General features: G+C 52.5%; 15 protein-coding genes, 3 tRNA genes and 2 pseudogenes. 14 read left to right on the top strand and 6 right to left on the bottom strand.

Annotation, left to right across the window (positions count from 1 at the left end; all coding sequences use genetic code 11):
- Positions 1-109: 109 nt before the first annotated feature.
- Positions 110-2,254: a bifunctional copper resistance protein CopD/cytochrome c oxidase assembly protein gene (locus tag V5S80_RS01475; RefSeq protein ID WP_395168979.1), complete on the bottom strand. Its 2,145-nt coding sequence runs from the start codon at positions 2,252-2,254 to the stop codon at positions 110-112.
- Between the two features lie 131 nt (positions 2,255-2,385).
- Between V5S80_RS01475 and V5S80_RS01470 the strand changes: the two genes are divergently transcribed.
- Both V5S80_RS01470 and V5S80_RS01465 read left to right on the top strand, forming a co-directional pair.
- Positions 2,386-2,459: transfer RNA gene (locus V5S80_RS01470), tRNA-Arg, on the top strand.
- Positions 2,460-2,537: 78 nt separating this feature from the next.
- On the top strand, positions 2,538-3,473 hold the full coding sequence (locus V5S80_RS01465) for a sugar-binding transcriptional regulator (RefSeq protein WP_395168978.1): 936 nt from the start codon (positions 2,538-2,540) through the stop codon (positions 3,471-3,473).
- 50 nt (positions 3,474-3,523) lie between these two features.
- Here the strand turns inward: V5S80_RS01465 and V5S80_RS01460 are convergent, their stop codons facing one another.
- Positions 3,524-4,738 carry a NupC/NupG family nucleoside CNT transporter gene (locus V5S80_RS01460; protein WP_395168977.1) on the bottom strand — a complete coding sequence of 405 codons (1,215 nt, stop codon included), beginning with the start codon at positions 4,736-4,738 and terminating at the stop codon, positions 3,524-3,526.
- 2 nt (positions 4,739-4,740) lie between these two features.
- Entirely contained in the window at positions 4,741-5,184 is a 444-nt protein-coding gene (locus tag V5S80_RS01455) for a cytidine deaminase (protein WP_395168976.1), read from the bottom strand.
- 232 nt (positions 5,185-5,416) lie between these two features.
- Here V5S80_RS01455 and V5S80_RS01450 point away from each other — a divergent pair, with 232 nt between their 5' ends.
- The 3 genes and pseudogenes from V5S80_RS01450 to V5S80_RS01440 all read left to right on the top strand — a co-directional run bounded on the left by V5S80_RS01450 (position 5,417) and on the right by V5S80_RS01440 (position 9,393).
- On the top strand, positions 5,417-6,712 hold the full coding sequence (locus tag V5S80_RS01450) for a thymidine phosphorylase (protein ID WP_395168975.1): 1,296 nt from the start codon (positions 5,417-5,419) through the stop codon (positions 6,710-6,712).
- Positions 6,713-6,750: 38 nt separating this feature from the next.
- Positions 6,751-7,416 (top strand): annotated as a pseudogene (gene deoC / locus V5S80_RS01445) (deoxyribose-phosphate aldolase); the annotation flags it as partial.
- Between the two features lie 162 nt (positions 7,417-7,578).
- The gene (locus V5S80_RS01440) at positions 7,579-9,393 is read left to right on the top strand and encodes a phospho-sugar mutase (protein ID WP_395169403.1); all 1,815 of its coding nucleotides are present in this window, start codon (positions 7,579-7,581) and stop codon (positions 9,391-9,393) included.
- Between the two features lie 110 nt (positions 9,394-9,503).
- Here V5S80_RS01440 and V5S80_RS01435 read toward each other — a convergent pair.
- Positions 9,504-9,576, bottom strand: a tRNA-Lys gene (locus tag V5S80_RS01435).
- Positions 9,577-10,050: 474 nt separating this feature from the next.
- Between V5S80_RS01435 and V5S80_RS01430 the strand changes: the two genes are divergently transcribed.
- A complete protein-coding gene (locus V5S80_RS01430; protein ID WP_395168974.1) occupies positions 10,051-11,223 on the top strand; it encodes an Ig-like domain-containing protein in 1,173 nt (390 codons plus the stop codon).
- Positions 11,224-11,337: 114 nt separating this feature from the next.
- Here V5S80_RS01430 and V5S80_RS01425 read toward each other — a convergent pair whose 3' ends face one another.
- Positions 11,338-12,207, bottom strand: coding sequence for an HAD-IIB family hydrolase (locus tag V5S80_RS01425; protein WP_395169402.1), 870 nt, complete (start codon positions 12,205-12,207; stop codon positions 11,338-11,340).
- 221 nt (positions 12,208-12,428) lie between these two features.
- Between V5S80_RS01425 and orn the strand changes: the two genes are divergently transcribed.
- Together orn and V5S80_RS01415 are read left to right on the top strand one after the other, a co-directional pair.
- Complete coding sequence (gene orn, locus V5S80_RS01420; RefSeq protein WP_395169401.1) at positions 12,429-13,094, top strand: oligoribonuclease; 666 nt, start codon at positions 12,429-12,431, stop codon at positions 13,092-13,094.
- 91 nt (positions 13,095-13,185) lie between these two features.
- Positions 13,186-13,261, top strand: a tRNA-His gene (locus tag V5S80_RS01415).
- Between the two features lie 130 nt (positions 13,262-13,391).
- On the opposite strand, the gene V5S80_RS01410 is transcribed toward V5S80_RS01415, so the two are convergent.
- On the bottom strand, positions 13,392-13,676 hold the full coding sequence (locus V5S80_RS01410; RefSeq protein ID WP_395168973.1) for a DUF3618 domain-containing protein: 285 nt from the start codon (positions 13,674-13,676) through the stop codon (positions 13,392-13,394).
- 213 nt (positions 13,677-13,889) lie between these two features.
- On the opposite strand from V5S80_RS01410, the gene bcp reads away from it, so the two are divergent.
- From bcp to V5S80_RS01380, 6 genes and pseudogenes are all read left to right on the top strand, one after another.
- Positions 13,890-14,420, top strand: coding sequence for a thioredoxin-dependent thiol peroxidase (bcp, locus tag V5S80_RS01405; RefSeq protein WP_395168972.1), 531 nt, complete (start codon positions 13,890-13,892; stop codon positions 14,418-14,420).
- A 568-nt stretch (positions 14,421-14,988) separates the two neighbouring features.
- A complete protein-coding gene (locus V5S80_RS01400) occupies positions 14,989-16,074 on the top strand; it encodes a DUF4272 domain-containing protein (protein WP_395168971.1) in 1,086 nt (361 codons plus the stop codon).
- 440 nt (positions 16,075-16,514) lie between these two features.
- Positions 16,515-17,561 (top strand): glycosyl hydrolase, encoded by a 1,047-nt coding sequence (locus V5S80_RS01395; RefSeq protein ID WP_395168970.1) that lies wholly within the window; start codon positions 16,515-16,517, stop codon positions 17,559-17,561.
- 581 nt (positions 17,562-18,142) lie between these two features.
- Positions 18,143-18,619 (top strand): esterase/lipase family protein, encoded by a 477-nt coding sequence (locus tag V5S80_RS01390; RefSeq protein WP_395168969.1) that lies wholly within the window; start codon positions 18,143-18,145, stop codon positions 18,617-18,619.
- Between the two features lie 15 nt (positions 18,620-18,634).
- Positions 18,635-18,721: pseudogene (locus tag V5S80_RS01385) on the top strand (alpha/beta fold hydrolase); the annotation flags it as partial.
- Positions 18,722-18,802: 81 nt separating this feature from the next.
- Complete coding sequence (locus V5S80_RS01380) at positions 18,803-19,135, top strand: hypothetical protein (RefSeq protein WP_395168968.1); 333 nt, start codon at positions 18,803-18,805, stop codon at positions 19,133-19,135.
- Positions 19,136-19,243 lie beyond the last annotated feature (108 nt).

Genomic DNA, 19,243 nt, shown 5'->3' with positions numbered 1-19,243 from the left:
TTGGGGTTGCGAATTCGATCTATCCCCTGTTATACACCTCACCTATGCTGACATCAACTATTAATAACATAGTTATATATAAGGATCGTTTATCCTATTTTTACCCGAGTCAGACATCTCCACTCGCTTCACTTTTTGCCCTCTGTAAGTCTGGCACATTATGGTGCTCACACCTCTTCCGATGGAAGATGCTCCGCACGTCGCCCGCCACATACTCCAATCCGTAATAATTCTGCATATCTCGGTCACCACAACCAGAGTTGAGAGATGCCAGCATCTTGTTGTACGCATTCAAATCAGCTTCATGAGTGCGATCAGCCTGTCGCTCGTAACGGGTCGTTTCCCTGCGATCTTCCCGCCGCCACTGGATAAAATGAGCCACCGTGACAATCAGCAACGGAATCTCACCGGTCGCCCACGCAATTTTTCCACCCAAATTTTGATCCGCCAGATAATTCACATCCCACGGAATACCAAAGGTGCCATACATATTCTTCCCCAACGGATAGTCCAATTGCATCAAAGCGATAGCAAACCACGCATGAAATGGCATCGACCCCAAAATTGTGATCATCTTAATAAACGGGGAGGTATGCCGAGGAGCTGCATCAATTCCGATAGATACCCAATAAAATATATATCCTGATACCAAAAAGTGGGCGATCATAAATAAGTGACCAAAGTGATACTTCATCAAATCCTCGAAAAGAGGAGTAAAATACATAACATAGAAGCCAATGACAAACTGCGCAGCAGCCACTACCGGATTCGTCAAAAACTGAGAAACAGGGTTATTAATAAAAGCAACAATCCATTCTCGTGGCCCTGGGACACTATGGCGCCCCGCCGCCGGCAAGGCGCGAAGAAACAAAGTCACCGGCCCAGCCAACACCCACGCAATAGGAATCACCATGGACAGGATCATGTGCTGAATCATATGCATCGGAAACGACACCATCGCATACATTCCCAGCCCCGATGAGGTTGCAAATAGCAAGAGGGCTGTTCCCAAAGTCCACCAGAATACCCTGTTGAGCGGCCACGTTACCCCCTTTTTCCGAAGATGAAGGAATGCCCACACGTATAGCACCTCTGCAACCAGCGCCACCGTCCCATAAACCATATCGAAGCGAACCATGCCAATCAGCCCGCCCCATGTCGGTGGCCGCGTCAGGCCAAACCCCAGCTGGAGCTCCATGATGGTAAGAGTCAATTCCTTCGGCAATGGTGGCGGTATGCGTGACAGAGAAACCGCAACGCCTATCGCTGCGGCCATGACAATCAATTCCACTATCGCGACCTGGGCGAATGCAATTCTATCCGTAGGATCTTTTTCCAGCCGAGGGATCGTCCTTTTTCGATGAATAAATCCAAATATACCGAGAACAATGAGCAGTGCCGCTTTGACAGAAATGATCCGGCCATAATTACTTGTCACTAATTCTTCGACACGAAGCCGGAGAAGAGCGTTGACGATCCCAGAAATTGCCAAGACGATGATCGATACTAACGCTACAAAGCTGTAGCGTTTCACAATGATGTCCATATGCGGACCTTTGCGGAGAGCATGCTGTATCATCGCCGCTAGCCCACCAACCCACATGGCACAGAACACAAAGTGCCACAAATATGAATTCACGCCGAAATCATGGTTGCCCCCAGCAGCTGAGTGCCCCTCGAGGCTGACTGGAATTAGTGTCGCGAGAGAGAGTACAAAAAACAGCATCTGGAATATCCAGCGCCTCGTACCTAGTGACCACGCCACGGTGATCAACCCGAGAATCGCGACGCAGAGCCATGACCGAGCTGCTGATACTTGGTCGAGTGCTTCCCCCCAATGGTCCGGTCTGAGTGTCGTCATTAAGCTGGCACCGGAGACGTCGGACAAACTCATCGGGATAAGCACGAGTGCGAGTAGAGACCACATCCCGAGACACCAGGTTCCTGTTCTACTCGCCTTATAACCATCGATGTCGAGGACGCCATCCCCCCGCGGGGGGGTACCGAACGCCGACATCAGGAATGATCCGACACCAATGAAGCCAAACATGGTTGCCATTCCACGGACGAAAGGCAGGCCGAAGGATACGGGAAACCCTGGATCAGGAATCCCCAGCGCAGAGAGTGAATCGCTATACAAGGAGTAGGCAATCGCCGCGCCAACTACGCCAGTCACTCCCCCAGTGAGGACAAAATAGCCTCTCGCTGACCGAACAGGCACCGGAGAAATCGCTTCCGTTTTTACCTCCGTCATACCTCCAACCCTACTCAGCATGAAGGTAATCGAATCAATCTGAAGAACCGGTTGCCGACAGGGACTTCAGTACTGTTATATTCGTCTATGGATTGGGGCGAATCTGCGTAGCAGTTTCACTTCTATCGACCGCCCTTGTAGCTCAGTGGATGAGAGCATCCGGCTTCTACCCGGAGTGTCGCGGGTTCGAATCCTGCCAGGGGCACAATTCTCCTGAGATATGCTGTGGTTCTCGCCAGGGCATGTCTCAGGGCACTCAATATTGGCCGATTGAGGACACACTGTGGACACTCGCGATGAGCAATCTCTCCGCGCAGCGAAACTATATTATCGCGATAACCTTAGCCAAGCGGATGTCGCAGTCGCGTTAGGGGTTTCTCGGCCAACGGCCTCCAAGCTAATTCAGCATGCCCATGACCGCGGTTTTGTCACTATCACTATTCGTGATCCTCGGGAGGCTTCGTCCACGACAGCAACCGCATTGGCGGCGAAGTACGGCCTGACGTCAGTCCATCTTGCTCAGCCTGTGTCGCATACGGACGACGATATTGTTGATGCTCTCGGCCATGTGGGTGCACGCGCCTTGCGTTCACTTGTCGTCGATGGGTCCTGTGTAGGAGTGTCGTGGGGGCAAACAATGTATGCCATCGCTCGGCATCTCACTGAGAAAAGCGTCCGTGATGTTGCGATTGTTCAACTCAAGGGCGGAATGTCATATACAGATCGCAAAACCAACGATATTGAGACGATTAGGCTGTTTTGTCAGGCGTTTCATGCTTATGCTCACACGCTTCCTCTACCAGTGATTTTTGATAACGCGGATACGAAGGAACTGGTAGAGCAGGATCGTTTCATTGCACACGTTCTTGAGCAGGGTCGACACACAGATATCGTAGTTTTCACAGTTGGTTCGGCAGAAGACAATAGTCTTGCACTCAACCTGGGTAGTGTTACCCCTGGAGAACGTCAGCAACTCCGTGAGCGGGCAGTCGGTGATATTTGTTCTCGCTTTTTCGATGATTCTGCGTCAGTCGCCGTACCCTCTGTGGATAAGCGGACGGTGGGTATTACGCTAGATGATCTTTCGCACCGCCCAATCCGACTGTTAGTTGCAGGAGGGTTGAAAAAAGTACCTGCTCTCCGTGTCGCTTTGAACGCGCATATGGCGACTCATCTCGTCACCGACCAGGCCTGTGCGGAACGGCTGCTTGACAACTGAGGTGCGTGAGTCTGGCTTTGATGCCGGAGTTACGCAACGCCACAATATCGCTAGCTGGCAACGACACCAACAATGGCAGCGTTGATCATGTTGACACAGAATCCGGCAAGTAAGGCAAGCATCCCGTATTTTGCAATATCACCTCGCCTTTCTGGTGACAGACCTCCCATTGATCCCATCTGGATCGCAATTGATGAGAAGTTCGCAAATCCGGCGAGCGCGAAGGTCGATATCATAACTGATTTCGCTGATAAGTCGTCGATGTGTTTGCCAAATGATGTGTAGCCGACGAACTCATTGAGGACGGTCTTTTGCCCAATGAAGTTGCCAACGTTGACTGCGTCGTCCCACGGCACACCGATGGCCCAGGCTAAGGGGGCGAGTGCCCAACCGAAAATGCCTTCCAGACTCCACTCTGAATGGCCAAACCATCCGCCAATTCCTCCGATGATTGCTGAGAGGAAGGCGATCACGGCAATGAAGGCAATGAGAAGGCAGCCAACGATGACGGCGATCCGTCCGCCGTTCATGGCCCCGCGGCTGAGTGCGTCAATAATGTTCTTTGATTCGTCGTCTCGCACATTGCGAACAGTCGCGTCGAGTTGACTCTCTTCAGTTTCTGGGAAAAACGCTTTCGCCATCAACAATGAGCCCGGCGCGTTCATGACGCTGGCAGCAAGGAGGTAGGGAAGAGGGGCGCCGAGTAGCGAGTAGCCGATTAATGTGGACCCGGCTACTGATGCGAATCCACCGGTCATACAGGTGAATAGTTCAGATTTCGTGAGTTTCTTGAAATACGGCTGAATGACGAGGGGGGCTTCGCTTTGTCCGAGGAAGATGACGGTGGCGGCGAAGACTGATTCGACTTTGGATGTGCCCATCACCTTTCCCAGGGCGCCACCGAGATATTCAACAAAGATTTGGATAACGCGGAGGTAGTAGAGGACGCCGATGATGGCTCCGAGAAAGACGATGACGGGGAGAACATTCAGAGCGAAGATAAATCCGATTTTGTCCCCGAATAGTGGGCCGAAGACAAATTGTGTGCCTTTGTCCGTGTAGCCGATCATGTGGTCAATGCCGTCGGCGAACCATTTGAGGGCATGGTATCCAGGGCCCCATTTGAGGACGAGGAGTGCGAGAATTACTTGCATTACCAGGCCGGTGGCTACGGTGCGCCAATTGATTTTTGACCGTCGTTTGGATAGGGCTATGGCGAGGGCCATGATGACAATGATGCCGATGAGGCCTTGAAATCTATCCATTGTTAAGCCTCCAAAGCCTCAGGGCCGAAGGAATACGGAAGGATAGTGTCGAACGGCACGACGAAAGGGCGGGAGTTTTTTTCAACGATGACGCGAGTGCATCCGAATTCTCTGAGTACCTGTCGGCAGGCGCCGCATGGCCAGCATGGTTCCGCTTTCAGGCCGACAATAGCGATGGTGTCGATGCGTGGCACGTGGTGGTGTTCGGCGATCATCCGGAAGGTTGCTGTGCGTTCGGCGCAGTTTGTTAGTCCGTAGCTGGCGTTTTCTATGTTGCAGCCGGTGATGATGTCACCGTCCGTCGTGCGAATTGCCGCGCCGACCGGAAACGTGCTGTAGGGAGCATAGGCAGCGTGTGCAGCGTCGCGTGCGTGGTCAAGCAGGGCGACATCTGCCGTCGTGTCCGAGAAGTTACCTCGGGCGTCGGATTCATTTCTTGTGGTCATGGTGTGTCCTCACGAACAAGGAGCCACGAGGCGTGGCGGCGTCATGAAATGATGTCAAAAAACTAGGTGAACATATGTGAAACATGTCATTGACATACGTTCTAGATCTTATAATATTTGAGGTCACAACGGGGAAACAAGAGTCGTTTATGTCACATCTTGTCGCTGTGACCTCTCCCCTATCTCCTTTAATTCACCCCTTGGTTCCTTGGAACATTGATTGGAGCATTCCATGGCTGAGCACTTCGATGCCGTCGATATCATCCGCACTAAGCGAGATCGGAAACAGCTTTCCCGCGAACAGATTAATTGGGTTATCGACGCCTACACACGGGGAGTTGTCGCCGATGAACAGATGTCTTCTCTCGCCATGGCTATCTTCCTTAATGGGATGAATAGGGAAGAAATTGCACAGTGGACGCAGGCAATGATCAATTCTGGTGAGACTATGTCGTTTCACTCGTTGTCTCGCCCTACGGCCGATAAACACTCAACGGGGGGTGTGGGGGACAAAATCACGCTTCCCCTCGCACCTTTGGTGGCTTCCTTTGGCGTATCAGTTCCGCAGCTCTCGGGGCGTGGTCTTGGCCACACTGGTGGCACACTGGATAAGTTGGAGTCTATCCCAGGTTGGGAGGCGAACCTTTCGAATGACCGTATGATGCGCATCCTGGAAGATCCCGGTTGTGTCATTTGCGCGGCCGGTTCCGGACTAGCTCCGGCAGACAAAAAACTCTACGCGCTCCGCGATATCACGAGCACGGTGGATTGTGTTCCTCTCATCGCTAGTTCAATTATGAGCAAGAAGATTGCTGAAGGAACTGACTCGCTCGTGTTGGACGTCAAAGTGGGTTCGGGTGCCTTCATGAAAACACTCAACGATGCCCGCGAGCTCGCTCAAACGATGGTTAATCTTGGCACTGACGCAGGGGTGAAGACAGTTGCCCTCCTCACAGATATGTCCACCCCCTTAGGGAAAACGGTAGGCAACGCACTCGAAGTCCGGGAATCCCTGGAGGTTCTCGCAGGTGGGGGGCCTTCCGATGTTGTGGAATTGACGTGTGAGTTGGCTCAGGAAATGCTCAATCTCGCTGGTGTGCACGATGCTGATGTACACAAGGCGCTGAAGGATGGCACTGCCATGGATACGTGGAACGCTATGATCCGCGCTCAGGGAGGCGATCCCACTGCTGCGTTGCCGACCGCTCAGCACACCGAGACAGTGTATGCGGATTCCGATGGCATCGTCTCCGAACTCGACGCGTTATCGATTGGGGTGGCCAGCTGGCGATTAGGTGCGGGACGGGCACGCAAGGAGGATGCAGTGCAGGCAGGAGCTGGGATCGAAATTTTGGTCGACCGAGGACAAAAGGTGACCAAGGGAACGCCACTGTTCACGCTTCACTCCGATGACGCCGACCGTTTTGACCGCGCTTTGGAATCACTGAACACCGGGTGGGCGATTGCTCCGGAGAGCGATAGTCCGTCAATTCTGGATCACTCTGTCGTGATTGAAAAGATTAGCTAACGTCCACACACATTTTTTACATCATCAGGAGAACCGCCGTGTCTACGACACCGAGCACTACCCCTTCAGGGGCACATATCACACCATCGCGTTGTGAGGTCGCCTCCATTGTCGACCACACACTTCTTAAACCTGAGTCAACCCGTGACGATATCAACAACCTCATTCAGGAAGCTGCCGATCTCGGAGCATATTCGGTCTGCGTGTCGCCGTCTATGCTTCCTGTCTCCGTACCGGAGGGACTTCATGTCGCTGCCGTGTGTGGCTTCCCCTCGGGGGCTCACGCAAGCTCAATCAAGGCCAATGAGGCACGCTGTGCGGTGGACAATGGTGCCGAAGAAATCGACATGGTCATCAATCTTGCCGCGGCATGCGAGGGCGACTGGGCTACCGTGGAGAGGGACATTCGCACTGTTCGAGAGGCTGTCCCCTCCCCGACTGTGTTGAAGGTTATTCTGGAGACGGCACTTCTGTCCGATGATGGCATCGTTGCTGCGTGTATAGCTTCTCAGAATGCTGGTGCCGACTTTGTGAAGACGTCAACTGGCTTCCATCCCAGCGGTGGCGCCAGTGCGCACGCCATTCGCCTCATGCGTGAGACGGTCGGTCCGGATATGGGGGTCAAAGCCTCGGGCGGCATTCGAACTGCCGCCAAGGCGATAGAGATGATCAACGCGGGGGCAAACCGCTTAGGTCTCTCCGGGACGCGTGCTATCCTTGACGAACTCTCATCGGTACCGGAGAACGGGTGTGGTCATTTAGGCGGGAACAATCTAGGCCCCGACGCTACGGTCACACACAGCCAGAATGAGGAACAGAAGATCCTCGCACGGGCGTCAGAGTGGGCCGACAATGACGTCGATACTATGGATGCTGCCACTATTCGCAATCTCATCGCCGCTCACAATGTCGACGAACTGCGGTCACGTTTTGCCGGGCCACTACAATTCGGAACTGCTGGGTTACGTGGGGAAGTCGGTGCGGGCGAATCACGGATGAATCGATCCGTTGTCATCAAGGCTACGGCTGGACTGATCGCCTACCTAAGGGCGTCGATTGGAGATGCTCCTGTTGTCGTTGTTGGCCACGATGCGCGCCACGGTTCTGCCGTTTTCGCCACGGATGCCGCTGAGGTCATTGCCGCCGCTGGCGGACATGTCATCCGTGTGCCCAGTCACTTGCCTACACCATTGTTGGCGTTCGCTGTGCGTCACCTGAATGCTGATGCTGGTGTGATGGTGACCGCCTCCCATAACCCACCACGGGACAACGGTTATAAGGTCTACCTGGGTGGTCGAATGACTGATAAGTGGGGACACGGCGTTCAGATCATCTCTCCCGATGACAAGAACATTGCCGACGCAATCGCACAGTCTGGTCCTGCCAAGGACATTCCACGGTCATCCGAAGGAATATCGTACGTTGGCGAGGAACTCCGCAGCGCCTACATTGATGCGGTGGAGGAGGCCACAGCATGTTTCCGCACAGCACCCGTGGTGGCCTCGACCACGGGTGGTCAGGATATCGACCATCGGAGCAACGATCACACCGATGATGAGGCGCGTCGACGATTCCACAGTGACATCGCTATCACCCTGACTGCCCTGCACGGTGTGGGTGCAGAAACTGCCACCAGGGTTCTGAATAAGGCTGGTTTTACTAATGTCACTCTGGTGCGAGAGCAGGCAGAACCCGATCCTGATTTTCCGACGGTTGCGTTTCCTAATCCGGAAGAAGCGGGAGCATTGGACTATGCTCTCGCCACCGCTCGACGGACCCATGCTGATGTGGTCATCGCACTAGACCCGGATGCTGACCGTTGCTCTGTCGCCATTCCTACTCGTAGTGCTGATTCCGTTTCAGGCGGCAATGAGTTCACACCATCGACATATCGGAGACTGACGGGTGATCAGATCGGTGCGCTCCTCGGTGACTTTGTCGCACGGATGTCGGTGCAGGCTCAGCCGTCCCTTCGTCATCAAGGGAGCGCATGTGACGGTGGTGATGCTCATCCTGAGGCGCCGGTGTTCGCGAGTTCCATTGTGTCGTCTCGTCTTCTGGCATCCATTGCAGCTCGTTACGGCATCGATTACACGACCACTTTGACGGGTTTCAAATGGATCGGGCGGACGCCGCAGCTCGCGTTCGGGTATGAAGAAGCGATTGGTTATTGTGTCTATCCAGAGATCGTCCGGGATAAGGATGGTGTCTCTGCGGCGGTCACGGTGGCCTACTTGGTTCATTCGCTACGGGAGGCGGGCCGGACGGTAGAGGATCGGCTCACGGAGATCGCGCGAGATAATAATGTGTACGCGACAGCCCAGGCGGCGTTCCGTGTGGCGGATCATCGACTGATTGCCGACAGTATGTCCGCGCTGAGGGCAACCCCGCCCACTGAGTTTGCAGGGTCGCCTGTCGTTGAGTTAGCAGATCTTGCTGAGGGATACTGCGGTCTGCCGGCAACGGAGGGGGTTTTGTTCCTCACTGAGGACGACACCCGCGTGATTTGCCGTCCGTCGGGAACTGAGCCCAAGCTCAAGTGTTACCTCGAGGTTGTGCTTCCTGTCGACGACGATGCCTCGGATGCTGACGTCACCGCGGTGCGTATGCAAGCTCAAGCGAAGTTGGAGCGAGTGCGTGCAGAGATCACCTCTGCTGTTGGATTCCCGTCCCCCAGCTAGACGTCAGGGTTTCTGGGGCTCTGATGCCCCACAGAGTTGTCATATATGAAGAAAGCCCAGTACCACTGAATGATGAAGATTCGGTGGTACTGGGCCTCTGCCACTAAGTGTGCGCCATCAGGGACTCGAACCCCGAACCCGCTGATTAAGAGTCAGCTGCTCTGCCAGTTGAGCTAATGGCGCGGATGCTAAGTAATAACCCTACACTCAGGGAACACATTGCATTATGCATGGAGTAGAACCGCAAGGAGCGGGCCATGCAACGAGAAAGAACTATAGCAACCTCTTTCAAAACCAACAAATGTCCTGTTCACTATCCTCGATGGGTCTGTCTACTGACCGTCCACGCCCGCATACGTAGCGGTGAACACGCCTACCCTCCCCCGTTGCAACCTGCACTTTTACTCCTTGCGAATACTGTTACGGAGTCGTAGTTGGATTGTTCCCAAGTTGTTACCACTCAAACACCGTAATTCTCCATTGCGTCGCTTAAAGTACTTCAGTGCGGTAACAACATCTTTAGGGGCACACCTCTAAATCGGGGTACATGACGCTACATAACGTGAGGGTGCCCTCGTGGAGATATCGCACACGAACGGCTGCATTCACGCAGCAAACAACAATGTGTAAGGGTGGGAAATGCCACAACGAAGGTTCATGCGTAACGGGCACGCACGCATGATCATTTCCGCTTTGGTGGTCGCCGGGGTAATCGGAGTATCAGGTTGTACAATCCCGAAGGTTGAAAGCGGACATACATCATCCTCTGATATGAAAGAGGACGCGAAACCGGTTGCTAACATATCGGATGGTGATGATGACGTTTCTGTCATTGATCCGATTACAGTCAAAGCCGGGAGCACGCTGTCCAAAGTATCGTTGATATCGGCAGAGGGAACGGTAGTTAAGGGACAGAAAGGACACGACGGCACGTCATGGAAAACCAGTGAAGAACTTGGGTACGGCAAAACCTACACGTTGACGGCCATCGCTAACGGTAAGAAACTTCATTCACGTTTTACGACCATCTCCCCTAATTCCTCCTTGTCACCAACCATCGGCCCCAACGATGGGGCAAAGGTCGGCGTCGGACAGCCTGTGAGCATCAACTTCGGCGACTATGTCTCAAACAAGAAAAAGATCGAGGAGAACATTGAAGTCACCACGGAACCTCATGTGGAGGGTTCATTTTATTGGGTGAGCGACCGTCTTCTTCGCTGGCGGCCGAAAGATTATTGGCAACCAGGAACTAAAGTCATCGTCAAAACGAAGCTGTATGGTAAAGATCTCGGTGAGGGTTCCTATATTAAGAACGATGTGAGCACGGACTTTGCTATTGGCGATCAGCTCATCGCAACTGCGGACGACACGACGAAGCAACTAGTCATCAAGAGGAACGGCGACGTTGTGAAGACCATGCCGATCTCGATGGGCTCCCCTACTTATCCCACCCCCAATGGTGTGTATTTCTTGGGTGATCATAACCGATCAATGATTATGGACTCTGCCACGTTCGGCGTACCTTCAGACTCGACCGATGGGTACCGCAGTACCGTCGAATTCGCAACGCAGATGTCGTTCTCTGGTATCTATGTTCACTCCGCACCATGGTCAATTGCACAGCAGGGAAACACCAATGTCTCTCACGGCTGTTTAAATGTTAGCCCGGAAAATGCTAAGTGGTTTTTAGAGAACACCACCATTGGTGACATTGTCGAGGTGAGAAATACCCAAGGCGGACGACTCTCCGGAACCGATGGACTCGGGGATTGGAATATCCCTTATGACAAGGTGCTCCAAAGCGGTAAAAACGGAACTGTAATCCACTAATTCTTCATTATCCGCTCACAGTGGCCAGCAGCTATGCTCTCCCTGCTCTGTCGGCCATTGCGATAGTAGAACGCCGTATCAGAAGTATCCCGCCACACTCGTCACGATAGGTGCCTATGAGGGACATTGTGTCCGCGTAGGCACCTTGGTGGTGAACAGATGACGGAGAACCTGAATGACGCCTGCCTGCGTATGTGCCGGTGCCCAATAACTCGCTTCCTGCATAATGATCGGATGGGCGTTTTCCATGGCAAAGGAGTATGCGCCTTCAGCCATCATTTCGCGGTCATTGAGGTAGTCCCCAAACACGGCGGTCTGCTCACGGGTGATTCCAAGTGACTCTTGCAAACGACGGAGCGCAACACCCTTGTTGACGTCCTTGTCCATTACATCAATCCAGTGCTTGCCTGATACTACCGGTTGATAGGCCTCATCCAGTGAGCCAAAAATCTCGCTCACAGCGGATTCAGCATCCTCAAAATCATAAATCGCAAATTTGACGAAATCATCATCGATGTCGTCAACGTTATCGACAACACTCAAAGTGGCATAGTATTTCTGTGCTTCAATGAGAAATGGGTCGTCATCTCGGTCAACATAGGCACCGTCCGCGGCGCACATGACGACGCCCATATTACGGCCCTTGGCATTACCCTCACGGACCAGCCGAGTAACGTCGTGCGCGACGGTTGTGGGGATAACGTTCTGCCATATCCGTTCGCCGGAGTGAACAACAAGGTTGCCGTTTTCTGCGATGAAATCGTCTATAGGTGGGCCTAAGGTCGGTGCTGATCGACTCTGAGTGTCATCATCAGGCTGAAACATGTGCGTGAGTGTTGCGAGTTGACGTCCACTTGCAGGGACAAAGACGACATTATTGTCTGTCAATAACCTGTGTATCTCCCAGAATCCCTCGGGCAACTGAGATCTTTCATCCAAAAGAGTGCCGTCCATGTCGCACACCACGAGACGGATGTCAGGCATAGTGGGGGGAATGGTGACCCATGAGGTTGCGTTCTCCTGCATACCCACAGCTTACGGAAAAGTTATCAACTGGGGACACAAGGAACCAGCTCAGGAAGGGGATTTTGAACAGGAGGCACACTAAGCTGGGAGGGGTACACTATCTTCACGAAGGTGTGGGTGTGGCTACAGGCACTATATTTTGTCGCCTACCGCTGCTCACCTGCCGGAAAGCGACTATCATGACCGAACCATCTACCTCACACACTGACACATCGTCGAAGAAGTTTGATGCTTCGAAATTGAACCGCATTGTCTGGATTGACTGCGAGATGACGGGCCTCGACCCCGCACAGCACGTCCTTGTTGAAATTGCCGCCATCGTCACCGATGCTGATCTTAATATCCTTGGCGACGGTGTTGATATTGTCATTCACGCCACTGAGGGCGAACTGGCACAGATGGATGATTTTGTCACAAAAATGCACACAACGAACGGCCTCACTGAGGAGATTCGCGCATCGACCGTATCTGTCGCAGATGCCGAGAAGGCGGTCCTTGACTACATCACGACGTGGGTGGCGTCTCCGCGCTCTGCCCCGTTGGCCGGAAACTCGATCGCCAGTGATCGCAAGTTTATTGACGCGTACATGCCTAATCTGGATGCATTTTTACACTATCGCATGATCGACGTTAGTTCCATTAAGGAACTCGCCCATCGCTGGCATCCGAAGATTTATCAGAATCAACCGGCGAAGGGGCTTGCCCACCGTGCACTCGCTGATATTAAAGAGTCGATTCGAGAACTTGACTACTACCGTCATGCGTTCTTCGTTTCCTCTGAGGAGGGTTCTCCTGAACGAATTGCCGCGGCATCCGCGAAGGCGTGTGAGCACTTCCCGATGTAGCAGTTCAGGGCGTGATTTGGGAACTCCCCCTGTTCTGTTCTAATATTTACACCGCTGCGCAGCGTTCACTGAGAACTGTGAAGCAGTAATGGTGACTGTAGTTCAGTTGGTAGAGCACCAGGTTGTGATCCTGGGTGTCGCGGGTTCGAGCCCCGTCAGTCACCCCAAACATAAGCGCCCCGAGCTGGATAGTCCGTCTCGGGGCGCTTTCTTTTTTGATATATGGCGCGGGCATAGGTGATCCATGAAAAACCGCACTTCTCCGAAGTGCGGTTGAGCCCTTCCACGGGTCGTGAACTAGCCGTTCCGGTGGGCCGCCAAGAGTTTCTGAATTTCCTTGATTTCCTTGGACTGCTTCCTCTTACCCCGGACAGTGAGTATCACAACACCTGCCACAGCGATACCGATACCGAGGAGTACCTTTTGTACTTTCGGATCGCGAGCGAAGGAGGTTGCCTTCTGTTTCGCATCATCGGCAAGGGCATTCGGGTTTGCGCGATCTGCGAGCTCGTCGAGGGTGCTGGCCAATTGTTGACGAGTACGTTCTAAATCACTCTGGATTGCATCAATGCTGCGAGCCACAGGGTCTCCTTAATCCGGTTACGGATGCTAGTCCCACGGGCACACTTGACCCACGAAACAGCACTTTTCTGCTAATACTCTACGGTAACGGACTATAAAAATGCACAGCTACCACAGTTGCGTTGAGAATTTCTTCCTGTCAGACGCAGGGAATGACGCTAGTGGGGCCGCACAGTGCTCCACGTCCATTGACCCAAGGTAAGCTCGATGAACATGAATGGTTCATCCTCTCGCATATCTCCTGTATCCACTAGTCATGATTCCGCTGACCAGCTACGGCTTGCGATAGGCAATCCTGCACCGCATTTTTCTCTCGTATCAGATTCTGGTGAGACAGTGTCGCTATCTGACTTCATGGGCAGGAATGTCCTCGTATACTTTTACCCACGGGCAAATACCCCAGGGTGCACGAAAGAGGCCTGCGATTTTCGAGATAACCTATCCCCCCTCGCTGAAGCAGGGATTGATGTCGTGGGAGTGTCGCCTGATGCACCAGACAAGCTCGCCGTTTTTAAAGAGAAGTATGGACTTCCGTTTCCTCTATTGTCCGATCCCGACAAAAATGTCATGAAGCAATGGGGAGCTTTTGGGAAAAAGAAAAATTATGGAAAACTTATCGAAGGTGTGATTCGATCCACTTTTCTTGTCGATGCGGATCAAAATATCGCGCTCGCCAAGTATAATGTTCGTGCGACAGGTCATGTGCTTCGTATTCTCACGGAGCTTGGTGTCACTGAAAAATAGGACGAACATTGTCACCCCATCACTGATGCATATCCACTGTCCCCTACTAGAAATGGGTAGGCTGTACACCATTGATATCGGCCGAACCCGCGGTACACGAAGAGAAAAATACGCATACTAGGTCAGCGTCATCACGCGAATCCACACCGGGATCGAGATGCCTGCTATACCATCACACTCTAGGTCATGAAGGTGATAGAGCCCCGCGATTCCCACACGCGACGTGCCATGCCACGATAATTCACTGGTTCGTCACAGATATCCACGGGATCGCGATTCGCCTGTTGTCGTCTCGAGGCTTTATGTAGCTTATGACTCTGTAATGAATTTCTCTGAGAATAGTCCTCATGATATTCACTGGCATGCTGTCAGGGATTGTCGGTGGCGGACATGGACATGCGCCCACATTAGCCGAGAAAAGCCCACGATCTGAGCATTCATTACCACGGTCTACTGAGGAGCACAAGAATAAGAATCGGAGATTACGGTTATGGAAATTAATGCTTACTCTACTCTCACTACATACAGTGAACCTTGGGTAGCATCAGGCTCTATACAATGTCAGGGTTTGCCCAGTATCAATCCCACCCATTCTTCATTTGATTATCTTTCCGTCTTTGGTTCACCACACAGTTCACAACGCCAGTCGGTTGTGACCGCAGCTCCTGACACACACATGTCTCACGACTCCCTGCGTCTCCCTCCTAGTCTTGATCGCGAGGCATTAGGTATATTCAGCAGCCATATTCGTGAACTCTACGAATATATTTTTTCCCGTTTCAATGTGACTGCAGGAGGCGGGTGTCTCCCTCAAGAAGCGTTAGACCTTTTGGAACATTTGCGGGCGACACAGTGGCATTACAGTTTTGAAGCCGATGCGTCTGATCCATCGGTATACCGCGGGCTTCTACGCTGGTCGGCAGATAATAATGCAATTCTTCTTATGGAGGATGGCATGTTGATTGATCCATCAGGTCGGCCACTCCTCCCCACGGCAAGTGTGACAGCTCTGGGGCGTCCGCCGATTACCACGGCCGCCCAACAGCGTTTCACCAGGATTCGGCAGCGTATTCACCGGACCACTCACGTCGAGATCCCCGATACTTTTACCTCTGTTCGTAGTCCGGACGAGCTCACTGTTAAGCCTGCTCGAGATGTCCAACTACGTGCCATCGCACTGTGCATGGTTGCCGACTATGCCGACTCTATCCTTCGCGGAGATCCGATTGACCCCGCTCTTATGGAGGAAACATCCCCTGACGGTTTTGCAGTGCGTACTCGAGAAGAAAAGCATCTGTTCGACAGTGGTGACGTGAGATTAGCAGAGCGTCTCTCGTGGCGCAGTGAAGCTGTCGGGGCTTTGACGTGGGCACTAGGTCGGTATGAACTCCCATCTGCATTTTCTGGTGAGCCCACGAACGGGGCCACCGCCTTTCCGACTGCGTTAGACATGGGAACACCCGCCACGGTCCGCAACGTTGATGAACTCCTCGACGCGCAGCAGACGTATCGTAGCCTGATGGCGGCGGCCCGACGGGGGCTGATACACGGGAGCAACTTTGATCCGAACAGTGGTATCGAGCGATTATGGGCTCTCACCTGGCTTCTCGATGGGCATACATTGGAATGGGACAATACCGATGTGTCTGTGTAACCATCTAGATTGCCTGACGTACAGGTTGATGTGTAGTCCGGCTGTTCCAACCGGGTGAGGCCCTGTGGCCACAAGGTAAGGCCACTCATCTACTCGTCCCTGGAAGATTCACCGGTCGACGACGACGTCCGAGGGGACGAGTCAGTGTCATGGCAAGTGACTGACATCTCTCTTTGGGGTAATCCGGCGGGGGTAAACACAAAAACCCTCTTTGGGGTAATCCGGCGGGGGTAAACACAAAAACCCATGGCAGCATCAGTGTAGATTTTATCTCTATCCAGGGGTTTCCACGTACCGTTACTTTTGGAAGCAGAGTGCTGTATTCTTTCTTTGTGAACCAATCGGAACGACGAAGGTTCACAAGTAAGCCACTAAGCAGGATGGATGAGAATCTACATCAATGGATGGTGGGGGGAACATCCGACGAAGGGAGTCGTAATATGTTCCGTAGAACTATCGCCCGCGCGCTCGTTGTCCTGTGTACTACAGGACTCACCGTCTCTAGTGCCAATGCTTGTACGCTAGGTAGCTTTGGCAGCTCAGACCAGCCCGGACCAGGTCAGTCTAACCCAATTCCACGTCAATGTGATTATGGAATTTCCAATGCTCACTACCATAACCTCGCCAAAAATACGGATGCGAAATTTGCTCAAACTAGGGCTACCCGCTCCCGTTTTGGAGTGAGGTGGGTAGAGATCCAGAAAGCTCCGAACGCCCCCTACGATTTCTCATCACTATCCCGACAGGTTGACCGCGCTATCAACGTTAACCATGCCAAGCCGTTGGTTGAAATCTCTGAAATCCCCTCATGGGGAACTCCGGAGCAGTTTGGTAAGTTGTTCGCAGCTATGGTGAAGCAATTCCCACAGGTTGACGCATTTGAGGTCGTCAATGAGCCGAACCGGACAAAGCCAGCTCCAGATGCCGCGTTCTGGAAAAAGCCTGACCCTGCCGTCTATACACAGTTCCTCAAGGCCGCATACACTGAAGCCCATAAGGTGCGACCCTCTGTGACGATCGTGTCTGGTGGCTTTGGACCGAAGGATCCCAAGCCGGAATCTATCGATGATATCCCGTGGATGCAGGGGCTCATCAAGAATCGTGCGTTCGATTATGCCGATGTCATCGGTCTTCACCCTTATAGCAACAATGGTAGTCTGCCGAGTACTCGCGGCTCTGGTTGGGACCATATCAAGAGCACGTTTGAGCCTGCGCTCAGTGCTGCCGGGTATGGCAAAAAGCATTTCTGGATCACCGAGTTCGGTGCGTCGACAGATAGTAAGGTTGATGACCAGACACAGGCGAACGTTTACCGCGATTCCATTCGCCTAGTCAAGGAAAATCCGAAGATTGACACAGTGTACTACCACACGCTCAGCGATTACGGCCCAGGGACTACAAGTAACCATCAGGCACACTTCGGAATTTTCCATGTTGATGGGTCACCAAAGCCTGCACTCAATGAATTGCTCAACTGCCGACGGTAGGTGTAATTTTCGCTCAGCTCTTATCAACCAGAACATGAGTTCTTTACGCTGCGTAGGATAATCTGAATTTTTATCGACGTGCCGGTGGGACATTCGGTCCCCGCCGGCACGTCGCTTTTGTATGTGATGGAGTGATGACACGGCCCCCCATCTCCATCTACGATTTTGACAATCCGGTGCGCTCTTGATATTTCCGCATCAGATTATCTACATTGCACTACTGAGGACTTATAGAACTCTCGAAAACTATTATATAAATATAACCAATAACATGTCAGACACACATATCGAACACTCATGATCGTAAGCTCACGGGCGGGGGTACCCCTCGGGGGTAGTCTGGCCGATTGACACGTCAGCATGGTTGCGTTCGATAATTTTAACATTTGCGCTGAATATCGACTTATCGAACAAACATACGTCTCCTCATTTTTCTTGTTGAAAATTAGTTTTTGGTTACGTCTGCTTCAGATTTTAGGCTTTAGCTACGGTTTAGTAGATAATGACGCCGCCACTGTAGTCAGAGAAGCGGAGAGCGACCGCTTCGTTCATCTAGTGAGGTGTTTATTGTGGTTGGCCGCATGAAAGGTTTTTTTGCTGCTGTCAGTGCGACAGCAATTTTGGCAAGCACTGGAGTAGCTTCAGCATTGCCCCCACAGTCCGATCTACCCCCGCCGTCTGTCTCATCCTGGACAGAGATGGCGCCCCATATGCCAGAAAAGCAAAATTTGCTTCAGGCCTACCTGTCATCATTGGGAACCCCTGATGCGTCACCTGAGGGGTCAAACGTAGAGTGCACTCCCGCCGAGGGTGAGAATCCCGTTGTCTTGCTGCATGGAACGATGTCCAGTGCATATACAGTTTTCGCCCGCCTAGCTCCTGCATTGAAGGCGCAGGGTAAGTGCGTATACGCCATGAATTACGGGAAACTTGCTGCCGGCATGGGCGATGGACAATCCGCAATGGCCGCTATACCGGGTCTCTACGCTCTCGAATCGATGGATTCCAGCTTTGAGCAGGTATCTGAGCACATTGAACGAGTCCGGAACCAAACCTAAGCTCCAAAAGTTGATATTGTCGGTTATTCACAGGGAGGAGCTCTCGCTTCTGCATATGCAAAAGCTCATCCAGACGCTGTAGATAACGTTGTCACGCTCGCGGGAGTCCATCGCGGGACATCATTACTAGGACTCTCAGGTTTAAAGAAGCTATTGGAGGAAGCCGGTCGCCCAATAGCACAAATGACCGACGACATAGTGGGGCCAATTGGAAATGACCTCATGGAGTCATCAGATTTCATGATGCGACTCAAAGACGGGGGCGTTGAAGTCGACGGAGTGCGGTATACTGCAATTTCATCGCTCACTGACGAAATTGCAACACCACTGGGCAACTCGCAGTTTACGTCTGGCGACTACAAGAACATCGTGCTGCAAGAGGGCTGCCCCGGAGATTTGGTTGATCATTTAGGTATTCCTTTCGATCCTAGAGCTATTGATTACGTCATTAACGCTTTGGGCAGGGACATACCCGTGCGGTGCTCATCTAGCGTAGGACCATTTGCTTCTGCATAGAGCCTCACGACAAACACGAACCATGTCCCAGTCCTGGGACATGGTTTTCGTTGATATTTGTCACAATATTCATAGCTATGAGAGCAGTGAGTCGCAGGCACTTTTCTA

This window comes from Corynebacterium sp. PCR 32 (assembly GCF_037464985.1).
GTDB lineage: Bacteria > Actinomycetota > Actinomycetes > Mycobacteriales > Mycobacteriaceae > Corynebacterium > Corynebacterium kroppenstedtii_D.
The sequence above is the reverse complement of the archived record's forward strand: the minus strand, read 5'-3'. Positions and strand labels throughout refer to the sequence as shown.

Excerpts from the sequence above, each read along its gene's own strand:
- bcp (WP_395168972.1), top strand. The coding sequence starts at position 13,890 with ATGAATGGTTCATCCTCTCGCATATCTCCTGTATCCACTAGTCATGAT.
- V5S80_RS01450 (WP_395168975.1), top strand. The coding sequence starts at position 5,417 with ATGGCTGAGCACTTCGATGCCGTCGATATCATCCGCACTAAGCGAGAT.
- orn (WP_395169401.1), top strand. The coding sequence starts at position 12,429 with ATGACCGAACCATCTACCTCACACACTGACACATCGTCGAAGAAGTTT.
- V5S80_RS01440 (WP_395169403.1), top strand. The coding sequence starts at position 7,579 with ATGGATGCTGCCACTATTCGCAATCTCATCGCCGCTCACAATGTCGAC.
- V5S80_RS01430 (WP_395168974.1), top strand. The coding sequence starts at position 10,051 with ATGCGTAACGGGCACGCACGCATGATCATTTCCGCTTTGGTGGTCGCC.
- V5S80_RS01475 (WP_395168979.1), bottom strand. The coding sequence starts at position 2,254 with ATGACGGAGGTAAAAACGGAAGCGATTTCTCCGGTGCCTGTTCGGTCA.
- V5S80_RS01380 (WP_395168968.1), top strand. The coding sequence starts at position 18,803 with ATGACCGACGACATAGTGGGGCCAATTGGAAATGACCTCATGGAGTCA.
- V5S80_RS01390 (WP_395168969.1), top strand. The coding sequence starts at position 18,143 with ATGAAAGGTTTTTTTGCTGCTGTCAGTGCGACAGCAATTTTGGCAAGC.
- V5S80_RS01460 (WP_395168977.1), bottom strand. The coding sequence starts at position 4,738 with ATGGATAGATTTCAAGGCCTCATCGGCATCATTGTCATCATGGCCCTC.
- V5S80_RS01425 (WP_395169402.1), bottom strand. The coding sequence starts at position 12,207 with ATGCCTGACATCCGTCTCGTGGTGTGCGACATGGACGGCACTCTTTTG.
- V5S80_RS01395 (WP_395168970.1), top strand. The coding sequence starts at position 16,515 with ATGTTCCGTAGAACTATCGCCCGCGCGCTCGTTGTCCTGTGTACTACA.
- V5S80_RS01455 (WP_395168976.1), bottom strand. The coding sequence starts at position 5,184 with ATGACCACAAGAAATGAATCCGACGCCCGAGGTAACTTCTCGGACACG.